Annotated in this window: 19 protein-coding genes; 12 read left to right on the top strand and 7 right to left on the bottom strand. The window is 72.4% G+C overall.

The features are described 5' to 3' along the window. Nucleotides 1–61: 61 nt before the first annotated feature. Nucleotides 62–1,513: a glutamate synthase subunit beta gene (locus tag LWC33_RS12600; RefSeq protein ID WP_233304499.1), complete on the bottom strand. Its 1,452-nt coding sequence runs from the start codon at nucleotides 1,511–1,513 to the stop codon at nucleotides 62–64. After that, on the bottom strand, nucleotides 1,506–6,071 hold the full coding sequence (gene gltB, locus LWC33_RS12595; RefSeq protein ID WP_372476601.1) for a glutamate synthase large subunit: 4,566 nt from the start codon (nucleotides 6,069–6,071) through the stop codon (nucleotides 1,506–1,508). Before gltB ends, LWC33_RS12600 begins: the two co-directional genes overlap by 8 nt. 576 nt (nucleotides 6,072–6,647) lie before the next feature. Here gltB and LWC33_RS12590 point away from each other — a divergent pair. Further along, the gene (locus LWC33_RS12590; protein ID WP_233304498.1) at nucleotides 6,648–7,370 is read left to right on the top strand and encodes a (2Fe-2S)-binding protein; all 723 of its coding nucleotides are present in this window, start codon (nucleotides 6,648–6,650) and stop codon (nucleotides 7,368–7,370) included. On the opposite strand, the gene LWC33_RS12585 is transcribed toward LWC33_RS12590, so the two are convergent. Genes LWC33_RS12585 through LWC33_RS12575 form a run of 3 tightly spaced genes read right to left on the bottom strand, consistent with a single transcriptional unit; the run spans nucleotide 7,313 to nucleotide 8,984 of the window. Beyond that, nucleotides 7,313–7,732 carry an Asp23/Gls24 family envelope stress response protein gene (locus LWC33_RS12585; protein WP_233304497.1) on the bottom strand — a complete coding sequence of 140 codons (420 nt, stop codon included), beginning with the start codon at nucleotides 7,730–7,732 and terminating at the stop codon, nucleotides 7,313–7,315. The genes LWC33_RS12590 and LWC33_RS12585 overlap by 58 nt on opposite strands. Then, nucleotides 7,729–8,355, bottom strand: coding sequence for an Asp23/Gls24 family envelope stress response protein (locus LWC33_RS12580; protein ID WP_233304495.1), 627 nt, complete (start codon nucleotides 8,353–8,355; stop codon nucleotides 7,729–7,731). The genes LWC33_RS12585 and LWC33_RS12580 overlap by 4 nt, the downstream gene beginning before the upstream one ends. Next, nucleotides 8,346–8,984: an RNA polymerase sigma factor gene (locus LWC33_RS12575; RefSeq protein ID WP_233304493.1), complete on the bottom strand. Its 639-nt coding sequence runs from the start codon at nucleotides 8,982–8,984 to the stop codon at nucleotides 8,346–8,348. Before LWC33_RS12575 ends, LWC33_RS12580 begins: the two co-directional genes overlap by 10 nt. 195 nt (nucleotides 8,985–9,179) lie before the next feature. On the opposite strand from LWC33_RS12575, the gene LWC33_RS12570 reads away from it, so the two are divergent. From LWC33_RS12570 to clpX, 6 genes are all read left to right on the top strand, one after another. Beyond that, on the top strand, nucleotides 9,180–9,353 hold the full coding sequence (locus LWC33_RS12570) for a CsbD family protein (protein ID WP_233304491.1): 174 nt from the start codon (nucleotides 9,180–9,182) through the stop codon (nucleotides 9,351–9,353). Between the two features lie 81 nt (nucleotides 9,354–9,434). Continuing rightward, entirely contained in the window at nucleotides 9,435–9,896 is a 462-nt protein-coding gene (locus LWC33_RS35950) for a hypothetical protein (protein ID WP_308190936.1), read from the top strand. A gap of 143 nt (nucleotides 9,897–10,039) precedes the next feature. Then, nucleotides 10,040–11,545, top strand: a complete 1,506-nt coding sequence (tig, locus tag LWC33_RS12560) for a trigger factor (RefSeq protein ID WP_233304489.1) — start codon at nucleotides 10,040–10,042, stop codon at nucleotides 11,543–11,545. A 265-nt stretch (nucleotides 11,546–11,810) separates the two neighbouring features. Then, nucleotides 11,811–12,413, top strand: coding sequence for a ClpP family protease (locus tag LWC33_RS12555; RefSeq protein ID WP_051737195.1), 603 nt, complete (start codon nucleotides 11,811–11,813; stop codon nucleotides 12,411–12,413). Between the two features lie 11 nt (nucleotides 12,414–12,424). Further along, a complete protein-coding gene (locus LWC33_RS12550) occupies nucleotides 12,425–13,063 on the top strand; it encodes an ATP-dependent Clp protease proteolytic subunit (protein WP_233304543.1) in 639 nt (212 codons plus the stop codon). Nucleotides 13,064–13,275: 212 nt separating this feature from the next. Then, complete coding sequence (gene clpX, locus LWC33_RS12545; RefSeq protein ID WP_037043315.1) at nucleotides 13,276–14,553, top strand: ATP-dependent Clp protease ATP-binding subunit ClpX; 1,278 nt, start codon at nucleotides 13,276–13,278, stop codon at nucleotides 14,551–14,553. Between the two features lie 1,059 nt (nucleotides 14,554–15,612). On the opposite strand, the gene LWC33_RS12540 is transcribed toward clpX, so the two are convergent. Further along, the gene (locus LWC33_RS12540; RefSeq protein WP_233304488.1) at nucleotides 15,613–16,785 is read right to left on the bottom strand and encodes a CaiB/BaiF CoA transferase family protein; all 1,173 of its coding nucleotides are present in this window, start codon (nucleotides 16,783–16,785) and stop codon (nucleotides 15,613–15,615) included. 128 nt (nucleotides 16,786–16,913) lie between these two features. On the opposite strand from LWC33_RS12540, the gene LWC33_RS12535 reads away from it, so the two are divergent. The 3 genes from LWC33_RS12535 to LWC33_RS12525 all read left to right on the top strand — a co-directional run bounded on the left by LWC33_RS12535 (nucleotide 16,914) and on the right by LWC33_RS12525 (nucleotide 18,803). Next, complete coding sequence (locus LWC33_RS12535) at nucleotides 16,914–18,290, top strand: OFA family MFS transporter (protein WP_233304487.1); 1,377 nt, start codon at nucleotides 16,914–16,916, stop codon at nucleotides 18,288–18,290. Continuing rightward, complete coding sequence (locus tag LWC33_RS12530; protein WP_232870863.1) at nucleotides 18,287–18,424, top strand: MFS transporter small subunit; 138 nt, start codon at nucleotides 18,287–18,289, stop codon at nucleotides 18,422–18,424. Before LWC33_RS12535 ends, LWC33_RS12530 begins: the two co-directional genes overlap by 4 nt. Nucleotides 18,425–18,494: 70 nt before the next feature. Continuing rightward, on the top strand, nucleotides 18,495–18,803 hold the full coding sequence (locus LWC33_RS12525) for a DUF6457 domain-containing protein (protein WP_233304486.1): 309 nt from the start codon (nucleotides 18,495–18,497) through the stop codon (nucleotides 18,801–18,803). A gap of 4 nt (nucleotides 18,804–18,807) precedes the next feature. Here LWC33_RS12525 and LWC33_RS12520 read toward each other — a convergent pair whose 3' ends face one another. Then, nucleotides 18,808–19,233: a PPOX class F420-dependent oxidoreductase gene (locus LWC33_RS12520; protein WP_233304484.1), complete on the bottom strand. Its 426-nt coding sequence runs from the start codon at nucleotides 19,231–19,233 to the stop codon at nucleotides 18,808–18,810. Nucleotides 19,234–19,318: 85 nt separating this feature from the next. On the opposite strand from LWC33_RS12520, the gene LWC33_RS12515 reads away from it, so the two are divergent. Both LWC33_RS12515 and LWC33_RS12510 read left to right on the top strand, forming a co-directional pair. After that, the gene (locus tag LWC33_RS12515; RefSeq protein ID WP_233304483.1) at nucleotides 19,319–20,020 is read left to right on the top strand and encodes a hypothetical protein; all 702 of its coding nucleotides are present in this window, start codon (nucleotides 19,319–19,321) and stop codon (nucleotides 20,018–20,020) included. Nucleotides 20,021–20,075: 55 nt separating this feature from the next. Then, nucleotides 20,076–22,772: a valine--tRNA ligase gene (locus LWC33_RS12510; RefSeq protein WP_233304481.1), complete on the top strand. Its 2,697-nt coding sequence runs from the start codon at nucleotides 20,076–20,078 to the stop codon at nucleotides 22,770–22,772. Nucleotides 22,773–22,774: the final 2 nt, after the last annotated feature.

The following is a 22,774-nucleotide window of genomic DNA, read 5'->3' as shown; positions in this document are numbered from 1 at the left end:
CCGAGAACGCCCCGAGGGCCCCGGCGCGCATATGCGCGGGGCCCTCGGGGGAGGACGTGCGTCAGGCGATCTGACGGTCCGTGGGGTTGATCGGGCGGGGCAGGAGCTCCCGCCCGGTCAGGAAGGCGTCCACCCCGGCGGCCGCGGAGCGGCCCTCGGAGATCGCCCACACGATCAGCGACTGCCCGCGGCCCATGTCGCCGGCGACGAACACGCCGTCGACGCTGGACATGTAGTTCTGGTCGCGCGCGACGTTGCCGCGCTCGTCCAGCTCCACCCCCAGCTCGGAGAGCAGCTTGCCCTTCTCGGGGCCGACGAAGCCCATGGCCAGCAGGACCAGGTCGGCCGGGATCTCCTGCTCGGTGCCCTCGACCGGCTCGAAGCCCTTGTCGGTCCGGGTGACCTGGACGAGGCGCAGCGCCTTGACCTTGCCGGAGCCGTCGTCGACGAACTCGGTGGTGTTGACCGAGAACAGCCGCTCGCCGCCTTCCTCGTGCGCCGAGGAGACCCGGTAGACCATCGGGTAGGTCGGCCAGGGCATGCCCTCGGTGCGGTGCTCCGGGGGCGTCGGCATGATCTCGAGCTGGGTGATCGACGCGGCCTTCTGCCGGTGCGAGGTGCCCAGGCAGTCCGCGCCGGTGTCGCCGCCGCCGATGATCACGACGTGCTTGCCCTCGGCGGTGATCGGCGGGGCGTCGAGATCGCCCTGCTGCACGTGGTTGGCCCACGGCAGGAACTCCATCGCCTGGTAGACGCCCTCGAGCTCGCGGCCCTTCGCCGGGATGTCCCGCCACGCGGTGGCCCCGCCGGCGAGCACGACGGCGTCGTACTCCTCGCGGAGCTGCTCGGTGGTGACGTCGACCCCGACGTCGACCGAGGCGCGGAAGTGCGTGCCCTCGGCCTGCATCTGCTCGAGCCGCCGGTCGAGCCGGGACTTCTCCATCTTGAACTCGGGGATGCCGTAGCGGAGCAGCCCGCCGATCCGGTCCGCCCGCTCGAACACGACGACCTCGTGCCCGGCGCGGGTGAGCTGCTGCGCGGCGGCCAGCCCGGCCGGCCCGGAGCCGACGACGGCGACCTTCTTGCCCGTCTTGGTCTGCGCGACCTGCGGGGTCACCCAGCCCTCGTCCCAGGCGCGGTCGATGATCTCGACCTCGACCTGCTTGATCGTGACGGCGTCGTCGTTGATCGCGAGCACGCACGCCGCCTCGCACGGGGCGGGGCACAGCGTCCCGGTGAACTCCGGGAAGTTGTTGGTGGCGTGCAGCCGCTCGATCGCCTCGCGCCAGTCCTTGCGGTACACGAGGTCGTTCCACTCGGGGATGAGGTTCCCGAGCGGGCAGCCCTGGTGGCAGAACGGGATGCCGCAGTTCATGCAGCGGCCCGCCTGCTTCTCCAGCGTGCCCCGCGGGAAGTCCTCGTAGACCTCGCGCCAGTCCATCAGGCGCAGGTCGACCGGCCTGCGCTTCGGGGTCTCGCGCGGTGTGGTCAGAAAGCCCTTCGGGTCACCCATGTGCGGCCTCCATGATCGCGGCGTTGACGTCGCGACCGTCCTTCTCGGCCTGCTCACGGGCCTGCAGGACGCGCTTGAAGTCCTTCGGCATGATCTTGCCGAAGCGCTCCACCGCCACGTCCCAGTCCTTGAGCAGGGCGCGGGCGACCGGGGAGTCGGTCTCCGCGTGGTGCTTCTCGACGTACTCCCGCAGGAACTCGCGGTCGGCGTCGTCGAGCGGGTCCATGTCGACCATCTCGGGGTTGACCCGATTGGCCAGCGTGCGGTCGTCCGCATCGAGGTCGAGCACATAGGCGGTGCCGCCGGACATACCGGCCGCGAAGTTGCGACCCACCTTGCCCAGCACGACGACCTTGCCGCCGGTCATGTACTCGCAGCCGTGGTCGCCCACGCCCTCGACGACCGCCACGGCGCCGGAGTTCCGGACGCAGAAGCGCTCGCCGACGATGCCGCGGATGAACATCTCCCCGGACGTGGCCCCGTAGAGGATCACGTTGCCCGCGATGATGTTCTCCTCGGCCGCGAACGGCGCCGCCGGGTCGGGCCGCAGGATCAGCCGGCCGCCGGACAGGCCCTTGCCGAAGAAGTCGTTCGTGTCGCCGATCATCCGCAGCGTGATGCCCTTCGGCACGAACGCGCCCAGCGACTGCCCGGCCGAGCCGGTCAGCGTGACGTCGATCGTGTCGTCCGGCAGGCCCTCGCGGCCCCACTTCTTGGTCAGCTCGTAGCCGAGCATGGTGCCGACGGTCCGGTTGACGTTGCGCACCGGCAGGTCCAGGCGGACCTTGTCGCCGTTGCGCAGCGCGCCCTCGGCCAGCTGGATCATGGTGTTGTCCAGCGCCTTCTCCAGGCCGTGGTCCTGCGCCTGGGTGCGGTGCCGGGAGGCGCCCTCGGGCAGCTCCGGGGCGTGGAAGATCGGCCGCAGGTCGAGCCCGCGGGTCTTCCAGTGGTGCACCGCGGCGTCGGTGTCGAGCATCTCGGCGTGGCCCACGGCCTCCTCGAGGCTGCGGAAGCCCAGCGCCGCCAGGTGCTCGCGCACCTCCTCGGCCACGAACCGCATGAAGTTCACGACGTACTCGGGACGCCCGTCGAACTTCTCGCGCAGCTTCGGGTTCTGCGTCGCGACGCCGACCGGACAGGTGTCCAGGTGGCAGACGCGCATCATGATGCAGCCGCTGACCACCAGCGGGGCCGTGGCGAAGCCGAACTCCTCGGCGCCCAGCAGGGCGGCGACGACGACGTCGCGGCCGGTCTTCAGCTGGCCGTCCGTCTGCACGACGATCCGGTCCCGCAGGTTGTTCGCCAGCAGCGTCTGCTGGGTCTCGGCCAGGCCGAGCTCCCACGGGCCGCCCGCGTGCTTGATCGAGGACAGCGGCGAGGCGCCGGTGCCGCCGTCGTGGCCCGAGATGAGCACGACGTCGGAGAAGGCCTTCGCCACGCCCGCCGCGACCGTGCCGACGCCGACCTGGCTGACCAGCTTCACGTGGATGCGGGCCCGCGGGTTGGCGTTCTTCAGGTCGTGGATGAGCTGCTTGATGTCCTCGATCGAGTAGATGTCGTGGTGCGGCGGCGGCGAGATCAGGCCGACGCCCGGCGTGGAGTACCGGGTCTCGGCGATCCAGGGGTAGACCTTGCCGCCGGGCAGCTGGCCGCCCTCACCGGGCTTGGCGCCCTGGCTGATCTTGATCTGGATGTCGTCGGCGTTGACCAGGTACTCGCTGGTCACGCCGAACCGGCCGGACGCGACCTGCTTGATCGCGCTACGCCGCGAGTCGCCGTTGGCGTCCGGGGTGAACCGCGCCGGGTCCTCCCCGCCCTCGCCGGTGTTCGACTTGCCGCCGAGCCGGTTCATCGCGATCGCCAGGGTCTCGTGCATCTCCTGGCTGATGGAGCCGTAGGAGATGGCGCCCGTGCCGAACCGCCTGACGATCGACTCGACCGGCTCGACCTCGTCGATCGGCACCGGCGGGCGCACACCCTCCTTGAAGGTGAACAGCCCGCGCAGCGTCATCAGCCGCTTGGCCTGGTCGTCGACCGCCTTCGTGTACTCCTTGAAGATCTCGTACCGGCCGGAGCGGGTCGAGTGCTGGAGCTTGAACACGGTCTGCGGGTTGAACAGGTGCAGCTCGCCCTCGCGCCGCCACTGGTACTCGCCGCCGACGGCGAGCGCGCGGTGGCTGGCCCGGGTCCCGTCGGCCGGGTAGGCGCGCCGGTGGTGCTTGAGCGCCTCCTCGGCGAGCACGTCGAAGCCGACGCCGCCGAGCCGCGAGGTGGTGCCGGTGAAGCAGGTCTCGACGACCTCGTGGCTCAGCCCGACGGCCTCGAAGATCTGCGCGCCGGTGTACGAGGCGACGGTCGAGATGCCCATCTTGGACATCGTCTTGCGCACGCCCTTGCCCAGCGCCTTGACCAGGTTCTTCGCCGCCGTCTTGGCGTCGACGCCCGGGATGTCGCCCCGCTCGGCGAGGTCCTCGACGGTCGCCATCGCCATGTACGGGTTGACCGCGGACGCGCCGAAGCCGATCAGCAGCGCGATGTGGTGCACCTCGCGGGCGTCGCCGGACTCGACGACCAGCCCGACCTGCGTGCGCGTGCGCTCGCGGACGAGGTGGTGGTGGACCGCGCCGGTGAGCAGCAGCGACGGGATCGGCGCGTGCTGGGGGTCGACGCCGCGGCTGGACAGCACGATCAGCCGGGCGCCGTTGTGGATCGCCTCGGAGACCTCGCCGCGGATCTCCTGGAGCCGCCGCAGCAGTCCCTCGCCGCCGTCGGACGCCTTGAACACGCCCTTGACGGTGTAGGTCGCGAAGCCCGGGAGGTCGCCGTCGTCGTTGACGTGGACGATCTTGGCCAGGTCGTCGTTGCCCAGGACCGGGAACGGAAGCACGATCCGCCGGCAGTTCGCCGGGCCGGCCTCGAGCAGGTTCTGCTCCGGGCCGAGCAGCGAGCGCAGCGAGGTCACGAGCTCCTCGCGGATCGCGTCCAGCGGCGGGTTCGTGATCTGCGCGAACAGCTGGATGAAGTAGTCGTAGATCTGCCGCGGCTTCTCGGACAGGAAGGCCAGCGGCGCGTCGTTGCCCATCGAGCCGATCGGCTCCGCCCCGGCGGCGGCCATCGGCTTGAGGAGGACGGTGAGCTCCTCCTCGGTGTAGCCGAAGGACTGCTGGCGGTGGGTGAGCTCGGAGTGCGCCGGCACCTCGCGCTGCCGCTCGGGCAGGTCCTCGAGCGCGATGCGGCCGGCGTGCAGCCACTCCTCGTACGGCAGGGAGGCGGCCAGCTCGCCCTTGATCTCCTCGTCGGCGACGATCTTGCCCGCCTCGGTGTCGACCAGGAACATCCGGCCCGGCTCCAGCCGGCCCTTGCGCACGACCTGCGCCGGGTCGACGTCGAGCACGCCGACCTCGGACGCCAGCACGACCAGCCCGTCCTCCGTGACCCAGTACCGGGCGGGGCGCAGGCCGTTGCGGTCGAGCACCGCGCCGATCTGCGTGCCGTCGGTGAAGGCGACGAGCGCGGGGCCGTCCCACGGCTCCATCAGGTTCGAGTGGAACTCGTAGAAGGCGCGCCGCAGCGGGTCCATCTCGGCGTGGTTCTCCCACGCCTCGGGGATCATCATCAGCACGGCGTGCGGCAGCGAGCGGCCCGACAGGTGCAGCAGCTCCAGCACCTCGTCGAAGGTCGCCGAGTCCGACGCGTCGGGCGTGACGATCGGGACCAGCCGGTCGAGGTTGCCCGGCAGCACGGAGGACTCCAGCAGCGCCTCGCGCGCCTTCATCCAGTTGCGGTTGCCGCGCAGGGTGTTGATCTCGCCGTTGTGGGCCACGTACCGGTAGGGGTGCGCCAGCGGCCACGCCGGGAAGGTGTTGGTGGAGAAGCGCGAGTGCACCACGGCCAGGGCCGAGGTCACGCGCGGGTCCGACAGGTCGGGGTAGAACGCCTCGACCTGCGGCTCGGCGAGCATGCCCTTGTAGACCACGGTCCGCGGGGACAGGCTCGGGAAGTAGACCCCGGTCTCGTGCTCCACCCGCTTGCGCAGGCAGAACGTGCGCCGCTCCAGCTCGATGCCGGTGGGCGGCGGCTTGACGATGCCGGTCTCGATGCCCGCCACGAACAGCTGGCGGAAGCCGGGCATGGCAGCCAGGGAGGTGGGGCCGAGGTCGGCCTTCTCCGGGTCGGTCGGCAGGTCGCGCCAGCCGAGCACGCGCAGGTTCTCGTCCGCGGCCAGCTCGTCGATCCGGGCGACGGCCTCGTCGGCCTTCGCCGCGTCGCGCGGGAGGAAGGCGATGCCGGTGGCGTACGCACCTGCCTCGGGCAGGTCGAAGTCGACGACCTCGCGGTAGAAGGCGTCCGGGACCTGGATCAGGATGCCCGCACCGTCACCGGTGTTCTCCTCGGCGCCACGGGCGCCGCGGTGTTCGAGCCGGAGCAGCGCCGTCAGCGCCTTCTCGACGATCGAGTGGTCGCGCCGGCCCTGCAGGTCGGCCACCATGGCGACGCCGCAGGCGTCGTGCTCGTGCTCGGGGGAGTAGAGCCCGCCGGGCGCCGGCGCGCTCGTCACCGGAGTGGTCTCCGTGGCGCCGGGGCGGTTGCTGATCGCAGCCAACAGCTCCTCCTGTCGTCTCGGTGCACCCCGACTTCGCATCGGGACGACGTGGACCGTGAGTGGTTCCACAAGGGGGTCCAGAATACAGCGATGCTCCGACGGAACGCTGACGCTGGTCCGTTCGGGTGCACCGTCCGGACTGCGCCTCAGTCGTCTCCAGCTGGTGTTCGGACGCACGTGTCTCGGCCGGTACCCACGTTCGGGCCCGGCCGGCGGCTTGCACTTGGGGACCGCACGCGGCGTCGGATGCGGTCTCTCCGGGGAAAGAGTGACACGCCGACGCGTTGATACGCCAGATCTGCCGGCCCGAACGGCTGTGACCTGCGTCGGAGCCCGTGCCGCCCGCCGCCGCGGGCGACCGGCCGGCGGTCGGTCCCTGCCCGTCCGGGCAGGTCAGGGCCCTCCACCCCGCCCGGATCGGCGGGCGGGCGACGACACTGGGGTGATGCAGTGCACGACTCACCCGGTTCGCCTTCCCGGCGTGACCGGGGCGACACCTGAACGGGCGCTCTCCCTCGCGGTGGGCGGACGGTGACGCCGCCGGTGCGCACCGTGCTCGCCGACGTCGCGCGGGCCGGTCCCTTCTTCGCCGTGTCCACCGAGCCCGCCGAGTCGGCCGACCCGACGTGGCGGCCCCTGCGGGAGCTGGTCACGGAGCCCGGCGCGCTGGGGGACCGGATCGCCCACGTCCGGCGGGTGCTGTCCGAGCAGGCCGGGCGGACGGTCGAGGAGCGGGTGGCGGCGTCGATCGCGCTGCAGGGGCTGGCCGCCCGGCTGGTCTCCGCCCCGCTCGCGGCCGTCGCGCTGCACGGCGTGCTGCCCGACCTCGGCCGGGACGCCCTGCACTGGCGGGTCTCGCTCACCGGCCCCTGGCCGCTGTGGGCGGACGCCGACCGCCCCGCGCGGGACCCGGCCGGACTGCCCGCGTTGGTGGCGGAGGAGATCGCGGAGCCGCTGGTCGAGGCCGTGCGTGCGCTCGTCCCGGTGTCCGCGCGGGTGCTCCGGGGCAACGTCGCCTCGTCCGTCGCGGGCGCCAAACGGGTGCTCGGTACGGAGCGGCCGGAGGCGGCGGTCCGCGCCGCGGGGCTCGCGGCGGCGGTCCTCGACCACCCGCTGCTCGCCGGGACGGGGGAGCGGCGCCCGCCCGCGCCGCCCGACCGCGGCTGGACCTTCCGCCGTCGCTCCTGCTGTCTCTACTACCGGCTCCCGGGCGGGGGCACCTGCGGGGACTGCGTGCTCTCCCGCTCGGCCTGAGGGGCGTCGAGCAGGACGTCGGCGATCGTCACGCTGACCACGGCGTCGAGGCCCGTCTCGGCGCGCACCCGCGCCGCCACGGCCCGCTGCACGGTGGCGGACAGGTCGCGGGTGTTGTGGCCCAGGGTGGTGACCAGGGTCAGTGCGACCTCGGCGCGGCCCTGCTGCACCGCGGCCGACGCCCCGGCCGCCGAGAGCGCGTCCCCGGCGGGCCGGTCGCCCAGCAGGGAGCCGGCCAGCCCGAGCAGCGTCTGGGCCAGGTCCGGCCGCAGGGCGACCACCCCCGGCACCTCCCGGGCGGTCGCCGCCGCGATCCGGGCGACGACGGCGTCGCCGACCGTGAGCCGCACCGGCGGGGTCACGGCTCGTCCCACAGGTCGACCACCGCGATGTCCACGCTGCGCACCGGCATCCCCAGGGCCTGCTCGCCCGCCGCCACCACCATCTGCCGGACCCGCGCCGTGACCGACGCCAGGTCGACGCCGAACCGGGCCGTCACGCTCATCGCGACGGTCACGCCGAAGGGGTCCGCGCCGTTCGTGCCGCCCGCCCCGGAGCCGGCGGGCTCGATCCGGCAGCTGCGGGCGCGCATGCCGTCCATCCCGTCGACGACGTGCCGCAGCACCCGGGCCGCGGCGGGGCGGCTCAGGCGCGCGGGGCCGGCGGGGGAGTCGAGCGGCACGAGGTCCTGCGGGCGGAGCTCGGCGGTCACGGTGTCGATCACCGCCCGCATCACGCCGTCGAGCACCGACGGCGGCGGCACCGGCCGCTCCGCCGCCATCCGGTGCACGACGTCGTCGAGCCCCAGGGCGTCGGCGGCCGCCGCCCGGCAGTGCGGGCAGTCCCGCTCGTGCGCGTCGAGGGTGCCCCCGACGGCGTGGTCCCAGACGTCGGCGGCGTCCCGGCCGCAGGCCAGCGGCTCGAGCCGCCCGTCCTCCGGGCCGGCCTCCGCCCTCCCGTCCGGGACGGTCCTGCCTACCTCCACGACCGCATCACCTCCGCCAGCCCCCGGCGCGCGCGGTGGAGCCGCCCGCGCACCGCGGTCTCCGACGCACCGGTGATCTCCGCGATCTCCGCGTAGCCCAGACCCTCCAGCTCGCGCAGCACGAAGCAGGCCCGCTGGTCGTCCGGCAGCGTGCGCAGCGCCGCCCGCAGGGCGGCCAGCCCCGCGTCGACCTCGGCGGCGTGCTCGGGCGCGCCCGCCTCCGGTGCCGCGAGCCGCTCCGGGGCCACCTCCGCGACCTGCTCCACCGAGACCGTGGCGCGCCGGCGGCGCAGCAGGTCGAGGCACCGGTTCGTCACGATCCGGTACGCCCAGGTGGTGAAGGCGGAGTCGCCGCGGAAGCGGTCGAGCCGGCGCCAGGCGTCGAGCAGCGACTCCTGCAGGGCGTCCTCGGCGTCGGCGGCGTTGCCGACCAGGCGCAGCGCGAGCCGGTACAGCGCGGCCTGGTGCCGCTGCGCGAGCACGGAGAAGGCGCGGACGTCGCCCTCGCGGGCGCGGACGACGAGCGTGGTGTCGTCGAGCTCCCGCTCGGCGGGCAGCGGCCCGGGCTCCTGCGGGGCGGCGGGGACCGGCGGCGGGCACACGTCCTCCCGCGCCCCCCTCGTCCGCATCGCCTGCACCACGGTTCCGCCCGACAGCTCCGACAGCCGTTCCCCCGACGACGACGCCAGTATGGCCGATGGTGACGCCGGTCACGAGAGCCGTGTCCCGGGCGGGCGCCGGGGGTAACCGCTCCGCGAGGCCCGACGCTAGTGGCCGGAGGGGCCGGCCGCGCGCCGGGCGTACGCGTCCAGGAGGTTCACGCGATGAGCATGAAGGACAAGCTGGACAACAAGTCCCAGGAGATCTCGGGCAAGGCCAAGGAGGCCGTCGGTCGCGCCACCGACGACGAGCGCCTCGAGGCCGAGGGCCGTACCGACCAGATGGGCGCCGACCTCAAGCAGGCCGGCGAGAAGATCAAGGACGTCTTCAGGCGCTGACGCCGTCCACCGAACCGCCCGACGGTGGCGCCCCCGGTTCCAGGGCGCCGCCGTCGCGTGTGTGGCACTAGCGTGTCCCGCGTGTCGGACCAGCCTCCCGCGCCACCCCTTCCGGAGCGGGTCGCCGCCGCGGTGCTGAGCCATCCCGCCGTCGCCCGGCTGGACGGCGGGCCCTTCGGCAGCGTCGCCTCCTATCTGCCCGGACGTCGGGTGATCGGAGTGCGGGCGGACGAGCCGGACGAGGCGCACGGGGGCTCCGCCGCCGGGCCGGTCGAGGTCTCCGTGGTCGTCCGCTGGCCCGCCGGCGTGTCGCTGCCGGTCCTGGCCGGGGAGATCGCCGCGCTGGTGCGGGACGTCGCGGGGGAGCGGCCGGTCGACGTGACGGTCGCGGACCTCGTCCCCGCGCCCGGTCCCGCAGACGCCCGCGGAGCCGGCCTCACCGCCGTTCCCGCGCCCGCCGCCGGAGCCCTCGCCGCGCCGGCTGGCGGCGGCCCGCCCACACGGCCCGGACCGGCCGGAACGCCCGGGGCACGTCTCGCCTAGACTCGCCCGGACACGTGCCCGGCGCGCGTGACCGCCCCTCCCGGCTCGGTTGATGCGGCGTCGTGCCGCCGGTCGCACCGAGGTACGAACCGAGCAGGCCCCGTCACACAGCAGAGCCACACAGCAGTCCGAGGAGTTCCACCGTGAAGAGCACCGTCGAGCACATCGGCCCGACACGCGTCAAGCTCACAGTCGAGGTGCCGTTCGACGAGCTCAAGCCCGACTTCGACCGCGCGTACAAGAAGATCGCGCAGCAGGTCCGCATCCCCGGCTTCCGCCCGGGCAAGGCGCCGGCCCGCATCCTCGACGCCCGGCTCGGCCGCGGCGTCGTGCTGGACGAGGTGATCAACGCGGCCGTCCCGGCCAAGTACTCCGAGGCCGTCCAGGCCGCCGAGGACGTCAAGCCGATCGGCCAGCCGAACATCGAGGTCACCGAGCTCGCCGACGGGGACAAGGTCGCCTTCACCGCGGAGGTCGACGTCCGCCCGGAGATCACGCTCCCGGACCTCGACGGCATCACCGTGCAGGTCGACGACGTCGAGGTGACCGACGAGCAGGTCACCGAGCAGCTCGACCAGCTGCGCGCCCGGTTCGGCACGCTGACCGGCGTGGAGCGCGCCGCGCAGGCGGACGACTTCGTCCAGATCGACCTCTCCGCCGCCGTCGACGGCAAGGAGATCGAGGAGGCCACGACGACCGGGTACTCGTACCAGGTCGGCCAGGGCGGCCTGATCGACGGCATCGACGAGGCCATCACCGGCCTGTCCGCCGGCGAGGAGAAGACCTTCACCTCGAAGCTGGTCGCGGGCGAGTACGCGGACCGCGACGCCGAGGTCACCGTCAAGGTCACCGCGGTCAAGGAGCGCCAGCTCCCCGACGCCGACGACGAGTTCGCCCAGCTGGCGAGCGAGTTCGACAGCCTCGACGAGCTCACCGCCGACCTGCGGGAGCGGCTCGGCCGGGTGCGCCGGATGGAGCAGGTCACCCAGGCCCGCGACAAGGTGCTCGACGAGATCGTCGACAACACCGAGGTCCCGCTGCCGGAGAGCATCGTCGAGGCCGAGGTCGAGTCCCGCCACCACGACGCGGTGCACGCGTTCGACCACAGCGACGAGCAGTTCAACGAGTTCCTCGAGAAGCAGGGCAAGACCCGCGAGGAGTTCGACACCGAGACGCGAGCCGAGGCCGAGAAGTCGGTCAAGACCCGCCTGGTGCTCGACGCGCTGGCCGACGCCGAGGAGGTCCAGGTCGGCGACCAGGAGCTCACCGAGCGGATCATCTACCAGGCCCAGCAGTACGGCATGGCGCCGGAGGAGTTCGTCCAGCGCATCCAGCAGGCGGGCCAGCTCGGCGCCATCTTCTCGGACGTGCGGCGGAGCAAGGCGCTGATCGTCGCCGTCCGCGCCGCCACCGTCACCGACGCCGCGGGCGAGCCGGTGGACCTGTCGGACCTGCTCGGCCCGGAGGACGGCGCCGTCGCGGTGGACGCCGGGGAGGCCCCGGAAGCCGCCGCCGAGGCTGCCGACGTCTCTGCCGACGCCCCCGCCGACGCCGAGGCGACCGAGGTCGTCGAGGCCCCGGCGGCCGACGACGCGTCCGACGCCGCGGTGGGCACCGAGGCAGCGGGCCCGGCGGCCGGCAAGGCCTGAGCGCACACGCCTGACCTGCACGGACGAGTGGTCGCTGCGCTGTCGGCGAACACGCGCCCCGTCCGCGGACGCGGGGTGCCGCAGCCGCGTAGGGTCGGGATCGAAGCAACGGAACGGGCCGCCGGCGGGACACGATCCCGCGGCGGCCCGCCGGAGAAGACGACCCCCGAGTGACGCCAGCAGAAGGCAGGGTGAAGTGAGTCAGCAGGACACCGGTCCGCGGTCGACCGCGGACCGCCTCGTGGAGGACCGCCGCGCGCTGCAGATGCGCTCGGCCCCCTCGAGCATGACGCTGTCCGACTCGGTGTTCGAGCGGCTGCTGCAGCAGCGCATCGTGGTGCTCGGGCAGCAGGTCGACGACGAGATCGCCAACCGGATCGCCGCGCAGATGCTGCTGCTCGCCGCGGAGGACCCCGAGGCGGACATCAACCTCTACATCAACTCGCCGGGCGGCTCGGTCACCGCGGGGATGGCCATCTTCGACACGATGGAGTTCATCCCCTGCGACGTGGCCACCACGGCGATGGGCCTGGCCGCGTCGATGGGACAGTTCCTGCTCTCGGCAGGCACCCCGGGCAAGCGCTTCGCGCTGCCGCACACCCAGATCCTGATGCACCAGCCGTCGGCCGGCGTCGGCGGCTCGGAGTCGGACATCCGCATCCAGGCCGAGCTGTTCCGCCGGCACAAGCAGGAGATGGCGGAGCTGATCGCCGGGCACACCGGGCAGACCGTCGAGCGGATCACCCAGGACTTCGACCGTGACCGGTGGTTCTCCGCGCAGGAGGCCCTTGAGTACGGCTTCGTCGACCACGTCATCTCGCGGGCGGGCGACCTCCCGCAGCCGAGCGAGAACGGGAGCTCGTCGTGAGCGGTTTCCAGATGCCCGGGGGCGGCGCGCCGAGGTCGGCGCAGAGCCGGTACGTGCTGCCGTCCTTCGTGGAGCGCACGAGCTACGGGGTCAAGGAGTCGAACCCGTACAACAAGCTCTTCGAGGAGCGCATCATCTTCCTCGGGGTGCAGATCGACGACGCGTCGGCCAACGACGTCATGGCGCAGCTGCTGTGCCTCGAGTCCGCGGACCCGGACCGCGAGATCTCGATGTACATCAACTCGCCCGGCGGCTCGTTCACGTCGCTGATGGCGATCTACGACACCATGCAGTTCATCCGCCCCGACATCCAGACCGTCTGCCTCGGGCAGGCGGCGTCGGCCGCGGCCGTGCTGCTGGCGGCGGGCACCCCGGGGCGGCGCCTCGCGGTGCAGAACGCCCGCATCCTGATCCACCAGCCGGCCACCGAGGGCTTCTACGGCCAGGTGTCCGACCTGGAGATCCAGGCCGCCGAGATCACCCGCATGCGCAAGCTGCTGGAGAGCACCCTCGCGCGGCACAGCGGGCGCACGCCCGAGCAGGTGCACGACGACATCGAGCGGGACCGGATCCTCACGGCCGAGGAGGCCAAGGAGTACGGGATCGTCGACGAGATCATCCAGAGCCGGAAGCTGTCCGCGGTCGGCTAGACCGTCGGCGGTGGCCCCGACCGTCGTCCGGCGGCCCGGGCCACCGCACCCACCCGCACCTGTTGTGGGGTGGAACGCAGAACGACCGCCTGCCGACCCGATTCCGACAGGGTCGCCGCGATCCTTCGCAGCGAGGGGCTCCGGCAGGTACCGTCATGACGACGTGGGTGCGCCCGGACGAGGGCGCGCCGGATGGGACTGGGGCTGCACTCATGGCACGCATCGGTGACGGCGGTGACCTGCTGAAGTGCTCTTTCTGCGGGAAGAGTCAGAAGCAGGTCAAGAAGCTCATCGCCGGGCCCGGCGTCTACATCTGCGACGAGTGCATCGATCTCTGCAACGAGATCATCGAGGAGGAGCTCGCCGAGACGGGCGACGTGAAGCTCGACGAGCTTCCGAAGCCGGCGGAGATCCACGAGTTCCTCGACCAGTACGTCGTCGGGCAGTCGGCCACCAAGCGCACGCTCTCGGTGGCGGTCTACAACCACTACAAGCGCATCCAGGCGGGTGACCGCGCCCGGGGCGACGGCGACGGCGTCGAGCTGGCGAAGTCGAACATCCTCATGCTCGGCCCCACCGGCTGCGGCAAGACCTACCTCGCGCAGACCCTCGCCAAGCTGCTGAACGTGCCGTTCGCGATCGCGGACGCCACGGCGCTGACCGAGGCCGGGTACGTCGGCGAGGACGTCGAGAACATCCTGCTCAAGCTCATCCAGGCGGCGGACTACGACGTCAAGCGGGCCGAGACCGGGATCATCTACATCGACGAGGTCGACAAGATCGCCCGCAAGTCGGAGAACCCGTCGATCACCCGGGACGTCTCCGGCGAGGGCGTGCAGCAGGCGCTGCTGAAGATCCTCGAGGGCACCACCGCCTCGGTGCCCCCGCAGGGGGGGCGCAAGCACCCGCACCAGGAGTTCATCCAGATCGACACGACGAACGTGCTGTTCATCGTGGCGGGCGCGTTCGCGGGCCTCGAGAAGATCATCTCGGACCGGGTCGGGCGGCGCGGGCTGGGCTTCGGCGCGGAGATCCGGTCGAAGTCGGACCTGGACAACTCCGAGAGCTTCGCCGACACGATGCCCGAGGACCTCATCAAGTTCGGGCTGATCCCCGAGTTCATCGGCCGGCTCCCGGTCGTGGCCTCGGTGACCTCGCTCGACAAGGACGCCCTGGTCAAGATCCTGACCGAGCCGCGCAACGCGCTGGTCAAGCAGTACCGCAAGCTCTTCGAGATGGACGGCGTCGAGCTGGAGTTCACCGACGACGCGCTCGAGGCGGTCGCCGACCAGGCGATCCTGCGGGGCACCGGCGCACGTGGCCTCCGCGCGATCATGGAGGAGGTGCTCCTCCCCGTCATGTACGACATCCCGAGCCGCACGGACGTGGCGAAGGTGGTCGTGACCGAGGAGACGGTGAAGGAGAACGTCAACCCGACGATCGTGCCGCGACGCCCGCAGCGCCGGGAGCGGGGCGAGCGCTCCGCCTGAGCGAGCTTCCGCGAACGCCCGCCCTCTCGTCGAGGGCGGGCGTTCCGCGTTCTCACCCGGCGCTTGATCGTCGTAGGCTCGCCCGGCGCTTGATCGTCGCAGGCGTGCGGTGAGGGCTGTCGACGGAACCCTCACCGCACTCCCGCAATGATCATGGACAGGCCCTGTGGGCGACCGGCTCACCACGATCGCTGTCGGCATCGTCCGAGGGATGTGGTGACGACCGTCAGGGCAGTCTCGTCACGATCACCCCGGCCGGCTCGACGAAGATCGCCGTCAGCGTCACGTGAGGGCTGTGCTGACGACCGTGGGGGCACCCTGGTAACGATCACCTCAGCCGGGCTTGGCCATGATCGCCGTCAGCGTGGCCTGAGGGCTGTGCTGACGACCGTGAGGGCACCCTCGAGACGATCATGGAGGCGGTCGGCTCGTTGCCTCGTCGTGAAGGCGGTCGTGTGCGCTGGGTGCAGTCGGCGGGCCACCTGTACGCATGCGGCGGTCGACCGTGACGGCGCCGGACCGTGATCGCCGCCGGTGTGCGGTGAGGGCTGGAGAGGGGACCGTGAGTGCATGCTCGCAGCGATCAACTCAGCCGAACTTGGCCGTGATCGCCGCCGGTGTGCGGTGAGGGCCGGAGAGGGGACCGTGAGTGCATGCTCGCAGCGATCAACTCAGCCGAGCTCGGTCGTGATCGCCGTCGGTGTGCGGTGAGGGCTGGAGAGGGGACCGTGAGTGCATGCTCGTAGCGATCAACTCAGCCGAACTTGGCCGTTGCCGCGGGTGACTCGCGGCTGTCGAGACGACCACCGCCGCACACTTGCAATGATCATGGACGGTCGCCCCCGGGCGCTCTGCCCGCACCACCGCGCCTCTGTTGCGTTGTGGTTCCATAACTCGCCCTGGCCTGGCGCCTCTGTCGCGTTGTGGCTCTATAACTTGCCCTGGGCTCGCGCCTCTGTCGCGTTGTGCTCCATCACTCGTCCTGAGCCTGGGCTCCGTTGCGTTATGGCTCCATAACGCCCTCGAAGTCGGGTTGTGGGCGTTATGACTCCCTGACGCTCAGCCGGTGAGCTTCTCGATGTCCTCTTCGCTGTAGCCGAGCTCGCCGAGGACCTCGGCGGTGTGCGCGCCCAGGGCGGGGACCTCGGCGTCGAGCGGCGGGGGCCAGGCGCTCGAGTCGACGGGCGGGACGGCCATCGGCACGGCCTCGCCGCCCGGCACCCGGACCCCCACGAACCGGGCGCGGGCGACCAGCTGCGGGTGCCGGGGGAGTTCGGCGACGTGCCCGACCGCGGACCAGGCGATGTCGGCCTCGTCGAGCAGCGCGCCGAGCCGCTGCTGGGTGAGCTCGGCGAAGCGGGTGTGCAGCAGCGCGTGCAGCTCGTCGCGGTGCTCCACCCGCGCCCGCACCGAGGCGAAGCGCTCGTCGACCGCGATCGCCGGGTCGCCGAGCACGGTCGTGCAGAGCCGCAACCACTCCCGCTCGTTCTGCACCGCCAGGTGGACGGCGCCGTCGGCGCAGGGGAAGGGCCCGTACGGCGCGATCGACGGGTGGTGCCCGCCGGAGCGCGCGGGCGCCCGCCCGGTGCCGAGCGCGTACAGCATCGGCTGGTGCATCCACTCGGTGAGCGCCTCGAGCAGCGAGATCCGCAGCGTGGCCCCCTCGCCCGTGCGCTCCCGGTGGAACAGCGCCGCCAGGACCGCGGACTGGACCTGCACCCCGGCCGCGATGTCGGCGACGGAGATGCCCGCGCGGGCCGTCACGTCGCCGTCACCGGTCAGCTCGAGCAGGCCGGCCTCGGACTGGATGAGCGCGTCGTACGCCTTGCGCCCGGCGGAGGGCCCGCCCTCGCCGTAGCCCGACAGCTCGCAGGTGATGAGCGAGGGCCGGCGGCCGCGGAGAGCGTCGCCGTCGAGGCCGAGCCGAGCGGTGGCGCCGGGGCCGAGGTTGGCCAGCACGACGTCGGCGGTGTCGACGAGGCGGAGCGCCGCGGCGAGCCCGTCCGCCGACTTCAGGTCGAGCACCACCGAGCGCTTGCCGCGGTTGATCCACGCGAAGTAGGAGGAGACGTCGCCGCAGGCGGCGTCGTAGCCGCGGGCGAAGTCGCCCCCGCCCGGTCGTTCGACCTTGACGACGTCGGCGCCGAGGTCGGCGAGCAGCCGCCCGGCGTAGGGCACGGAGACGGCGTGGTCGAACGACACCACACGGATCCCGGTCAGCGGTGCACTCACCCGCCCACTCCACCACACGGCGGGCACACGCCGGACGGTCGGCCGCCGGGGAAGCGAGGTATGCCACGAATTGCCGCGTCGACGACCACGACATACGGTTCGCCCGCACAACGCACGGAGGTGGCTGCGTGTCGGAAACGCCGGGGTTCCTCTCGCGGGAACGAATCGTGGCCTCACCGGGCTGGAGCCGCTGGCTCATCCCGCCTGCCGCGCTGTCGATCCACCTCGCGATCGGGCAGGTCTACGCGTGGAGCGCGTTCAAGGGTGCGCTGGAGAAGGGCCTGCACATCAGCGGCGTGCTCAGCGCGCTGCCCTTCACGCTGGGCATCGTGATGCTCGGCATCTCCGCGGCGGTGTTCGGCACGAAGGTCGACACCAACGGCCCGCGCTGGGCGATGGTGGTCGCGTCGACATGCTTCGTATCAGGCTTCCTGATCTCGGCGCTGGGCATCTGGCTGGGGCAGTTCTGGCTGGTCATCCTGGGGTACGGCGGCATCGGCGGGATCGGGCTGGGTATCGGCTACATCTCGCCCGTGTCCACGCTGATCAAGTGGTTCCCCGACCGGCCCGGCCTGGCGACCGGCATCGCGATCATGGGCTTCGGCGGCGGCGCGCTGATCGCCAACCCGTGGACCGCGTCGATGCTGTCGGCCTTCGGCGCCACGGGGAACGCCCCGGACCCGGACGGCATCGCGCTCGCGTTCCTCATCCACGGCGTGGTCTACGCCGTGTTCATGACGATGGGCTGGCTGCTCATCCGCGTCCCGGCCGAGGGCTGGAAGCCGGCCGGGTGGGATCCGGCGGTGCAGAAGGCGCGGACGATGGTCAGCACCGCGAGCGTCTCGGCCGCGAACGCCATCAAGACGCCGCAGTTCTGGCTGTTGTGGATCGTGCTGTGCTTCAACGTGACCGCCGGCATCGGCATCCTCGAGCGGGCCAACCCCATCTACCAGGACTTCTTCCGCGACGCCTCGCCGGCGCAGACGCTCACCGCCGCCGCCACGGCCTTCGTGTCGATCCTGTCGCTGGCGAACATGCTCGGCCGCTTCGTCTGGTCGACGGTCTCCGACCTCATCGGCCGCAAGAACATCTACCGGCTCTACCTGGGCCTCGGGGCGCTGCTCTACGTGGCGCTGACGTTCATCGGCGAGGGCAACAAGGCCGTCTTCCTGATCTGCACGGTCCTGATCCTGTCGTTCTACGGCGCGGGGTTCTCGACGGTCCCGGCGTACCTGCGCGACCTGTTCGGCACCTACCAGGTCGGCGCCATCCACGGCCGGCTGCTCACGGCCTGGTCCACCGCGGGCGTGCTCGGCCCGATCATCGTCAACGCCTTCGCCGACGCGCGGGCGGACGTCCCCGGCCCGGCCAAGTACACCCCCGCCTTCACGGTGATGATCGTGCTGCTGGTGCTCGGCTTCGTGGCCAACGAGCTGGTGCGACCGGTGGCGGACAAGTGGCACGAGCCGGATCGGGCCGCACGCAGCGAGGAGGCACGGGCATGAGCACGAGCACACCGGACCGCACGGGCCGCCCGCCCGTCGCCCTCGTCGTGCTGGCGTGGGTGTGGGTCGCGGCGCCTTTCCTGTACGGGCTGATCGCCCTGCTGCTGAAGATCCCCGCGGTCTTCTCCGGCTGAGCGTCCCGCGGCCGGTCCGCGGGCACTTCGGCCGGGGTTCGCCCCCCGTGCTCCGGGGTACCTTCCCGGCGTGAGTGACGACGCGAAGGCCATGTCGGAGTGGATCACCGCCGTGACCCGCGAGCTGGGGCTCGAGGGCCAGGTGGACAGCGAGAAGAGCGTGAACGCGGTGCTCGACCTGACGTCGGACGTCGCGCACGGCGTGAGCCGGCCGGCCGCGCCGGTGACCGCCTTCCTGATCGGCGTGGCCGCGGGACGGGCGGAGGAGCCGCAGGTCGCCGCCGCGGACTACGCGCAGAAGATCTCCGCCCTCGCCGAGGGCTGGGACGCCGACGCCGAGCGCGGCGTCCCGTCGAACGATCCCGACAACCGGGGCTGAGAGCTCAGCCCGACACGTCCAGGTGCGCCACGACCTTGGTCGGGCGCACCCGGACCAGCAGCTCCCCGGGGACCCCGTTGCGCTTCCCGAACTCCTCCGCCCGGTCGGCGCCCATGTAGCGCCGGCCAAGCGCGGTGGCGGTCCGGAGCAGCTCGACGGGGTCCTCGCTCGTCTCGGCCAGGCCTTGGACCTGCACGAACGCGTACGGCGGCGCCGGCAGGTCGACCGCCAGCGCGACCCGCGGATCGCGCGCGAGCGCCCGGCCCTTCGCCGTGTCCCTGCCGGTGTTGAAGATCAGCGTGCCGTCCTCGACCAGGAACCACACCGGGGCGGCCAGGGGGCGGCCGTCCGTCGCCGTCCAGGCCAGCATCCCGGTGCGGGTGCCGTGGTTGAGGAACTCGACGATCTCCGGGGTCAGCTCCGTGCTCATGGCGCCAACGTAGATCGGGAACCGGCGCGGGGCAGGCCCGGCCCGTCCACTCGTCGCTGCGGATGGCCCCCGCTACCGTGACCGCGTGCGGACGGTGTCGGCGATCGGGCGGGCGGCCCAACGGCTGGTCTCCCGCCCCGTGCCGGTGCCGGTGGCGGCCGTGAAGGTCCTGTCCGGCGAACGCAGGCCGCTCATCGGCGAGGCGCTGGGGGAGCAGCGGCACGGGGGCGCGCGGCTCGACCAGGTCGACGGCACCACCTGCGGCAGCGCGGTGCTCCTCGCGCTCGCCACCTGGGCGGACCCCGCCGAGGTGGAGCGGCTGGAACTGCGCGAGACCGACGGGGGCGGGATCGTCCGCGGGTTCGCCGCCCGTTACGACGCGCGCCAGCACGAGATCCACGCCGCCACCAACCGCTTCTGGCCGCGGGCGCTCGGCACCACCCCCTGGGGCTTCCTGCGCTGGCTGCACACCCACGCCCCCGCGGCCGGCCGCTACCGCATCCGGTTCGTCGACGACGCCTCGCCGGCGGACACCCACACCGCGATCCGGGAGGTCGAGGCCGCCCTCGCCGCGCGGCGGCCGGTCCCGCTGCTCGTGGGGTCGCTGGTGCCCCGGCACTACTGCCTCGCCCTGCGGATCGCCGACGACGGGACCTGGCGGGTCTACGAGCCCACCAGCGGGGCGGTGCGCGCGCTCGACCCCGGCCTGGTGCGCGCCCGCCGCCTCGCCCCGGTGCTCGGCTTCGACCACCTGCACGTCGTGTTCCTGCCCGTGCGAGGCCGGTGACCGGGCGCCACCCACCCGCGGAAACGTGTCGTACCGGGCTCGTAGACTCGACGGCGTGACCGAGACCCTCCCAGCGCGCACCGCACCCCTCCCGCCGAAGTGGAACCCGGCGGAGGTAGAGGGTGTCCTGTACCAGCGGTGGGTCGACCGCGGCTACTTCGAGGCGGACCCGGCGTCGGGCAAGCCGCCGTACTGCATCGTCATCCCGCCACCGAACGTGACGGGCAGCCTGCACCTCGGGCACGCCATGGACCACACGCTGATCGACGTCCTGACCCGGCGCCGCCGCATGCAGGGGTACGACGCGCTGTGGCTGCCGGGCATGGACCACGCGGGCATCGCCACCCAGAGCGTCGTCGAGCGCCGGCTGGCCGAGGCCGGCGAGCCGACGCGCCGCGAGCTCGGCCGCGAGGAGTTCGTCCGCCGCGTCTGGGAGTGGAAGGCCGAGTCCGGCGGCGCGATCCTCGGCCAGATGAAGCGGCTGGGGGACGGGGTCGACTGGACCCGCGAGCGGTTCACGCTCGACGAGGGCCTCTCCCGCGCCGTCCGGGCCGTCTTCAAGAAGATGTTCGACGAGGGGCTGATCTACCGGGCGGAGCGCCTGGTCAACTGGTCGCCCGCCCTGCAGAGCGCCATCTCGGACATCGAGGTCGACCACAAGGAGGTCGAGGGCGAGCTCGTCTCCATCCGGTACGGCGAGGGCGAGGACTCGGTCGTCGTCGCCACCACCCGCGTCGAGACGATGCTGGGCGACACCGCCGTCGCGGTCCACCCGGAGGACGAGCGCTACGCCCACCTCGTCGGGCGCACCGTCCGCATGCCCATCACCGGGCGGGACGTCCCGGTCATCGCCGACCCGTACGTCGACCCCGAGTTCGGCACCGGCGCGCTGAAGATCACCCCGGCGCACGACCCGAACGACTTCGAGATGGGCCGCCGGCACGACCTGCCGATGCCGACGATCATGGACGAGTCCGGGGTCATCGCGAACTCGGGCACGGAGTTCGACGGCATGGACCGGTTCGCCGCACGCGAGGCCATCCGCGAGCAGCTGCGCGCCGAGGGCCGGATCGTCGCCGAGAAGCGGCCGTACACCCACTCCGTCGGGCACGACTCGCGCACCGGCGTCCCGATCGAGCCGCGGCTGTCGCTGCAGTGGTGGGTCAAGGTCGAGTCGCTGGCCAAGGCCTCCGGGGACGCGGTCCGCTCGGGCGAGACCTCGATCCACCCGCCGGAGATGGCCTCCCGGTTCTTCGACTGGGTCGACAACATGCACGACTGGTGCATCTCCCGGCAGCTGTGGTGGGGCCACCGCATCCCGGTCTGGTACGGCCCCGACGGCGAGACGGTCTGCGTCGGGCCGGACGAGGAGCCGCCGACCGGCGAGGGCTGGCGCCAGGACGAGGACGTCCTCGACACCTGGTTCTCCTCGGGGCTGTGGCCGTTCTCCACGCTCGGCTGGCCGGAGGAGACCCCGGACCTGGAGCGGTACTATCCGAACTCCGTCCTGGTCACCGGCTACGACATCCTGTTCTTCTGGGTCGTCCGGATGATGATGTTCGGCACCTACGCCATGGGCCGCTCGCCGTTCGAGCACGTCTACCTGCACGGCCTCATCCGGGACGAGCACGGCCGCAAGATGTCGAAGTCCAAGGGCAACGTCATCGACCCGCTCGAGCTGATCGACGCCTACGGGGCCGACGCGCTGCGGTTCACCATCGCCCGCGGGTCCAACCCGGGCACGGACATGTCGTTGTCCACGGAGTGGGTCGCGGGCTCGCGAAACTTCACCACCAAGCTGTGGAACGCCGTCCGGTTCGCGCTGGCCAACGGCGCCGACCCGGCGCTGCCCCTGCCCCAGGAGCCCACCGACGCGGACCGCTGGATCCTCGGCCGGCTGCGCGAGGTCCGGGAGCAGACGGACGCGCTGCTGGAGGACTTCCAGTTCGCCAAGGCCACCGAGGGGCTCTACCACTTCACCTGGGACGAGCTCTGCGACTGGTACCTCGAGCTGGCCAAGCCGCAGTTCGACGACCCGGCCACCGCGGAGGGCACCAGGGCCGTCCTGGGCCACGTCCTGGACGCGCTGCTGCGGATCCTGCACCCGATCGTCCCGTTCGTCACCGAGGCGCTGTGGACCGCCCTGACGGGCGGCGAGACGGTCGTCACGGCCACGTGGCCGGGTGCGGACACCGGGCTCCCGGTCGACGCGGCGGCCGTCGCGCGGGTCGAGGCGCTGCAGAAGCTGATCACCGAGGTCCGCCGGTTCCGCACCGAGCAGGGCCTGCCGGACCGCAGGTCGGTCGCGGCGGCACTGGTCGGGCTGGAGGCGGCGGGCCTGGCCGGGCACGAGAAGGCCGTCCGCTTCCTGACCCGCCTCGACCCGACCGGCGCGGACTTCGCGCCGACCGCCACGGTCGAGGTCGCGCTCGGCTCTGTCGACGGCGCCTCCGCGGGAGGAAGTGCGTCGGCGGGTGCGACCGCGGGAGGAAGTGCGTCGGCGGGTGCGACCGTCCACGTCGAGCTGGACACCTCGGGGGCGATCGACGTCGCCGCCGAGCGCGCCCGGCTGGGGCGTGACCTCGCGGCCGCGCAGAAGGAGCTGGAGCAGGCCGAGAAGAAGCTCGGGAACCCCAAGTTCACCGAGAAGGCCCCGGCCGCGGTCGTCGACGGGATCCGGGCCCGGCGGGAGGCCGCCGTCGCCGAGATCGAGCGGGTCACGGCCCGGCTCGAGGGGCTGCCGGCCTCATGATC

Source organism: Pseudonocardia terrae (assembly GCF_021343995.1).
Lineage (GTDB): Bacteria > Actinomycetota > Actinomycetes > Mycobacteriales > Pseudonocardiaceae > Pseudonocardia > Pseudonocardia terrae.
Note: the sequence above shows the minus strand (reverse complement) of the source record. Positions and strands in the feature narration are given on the sequence as shown.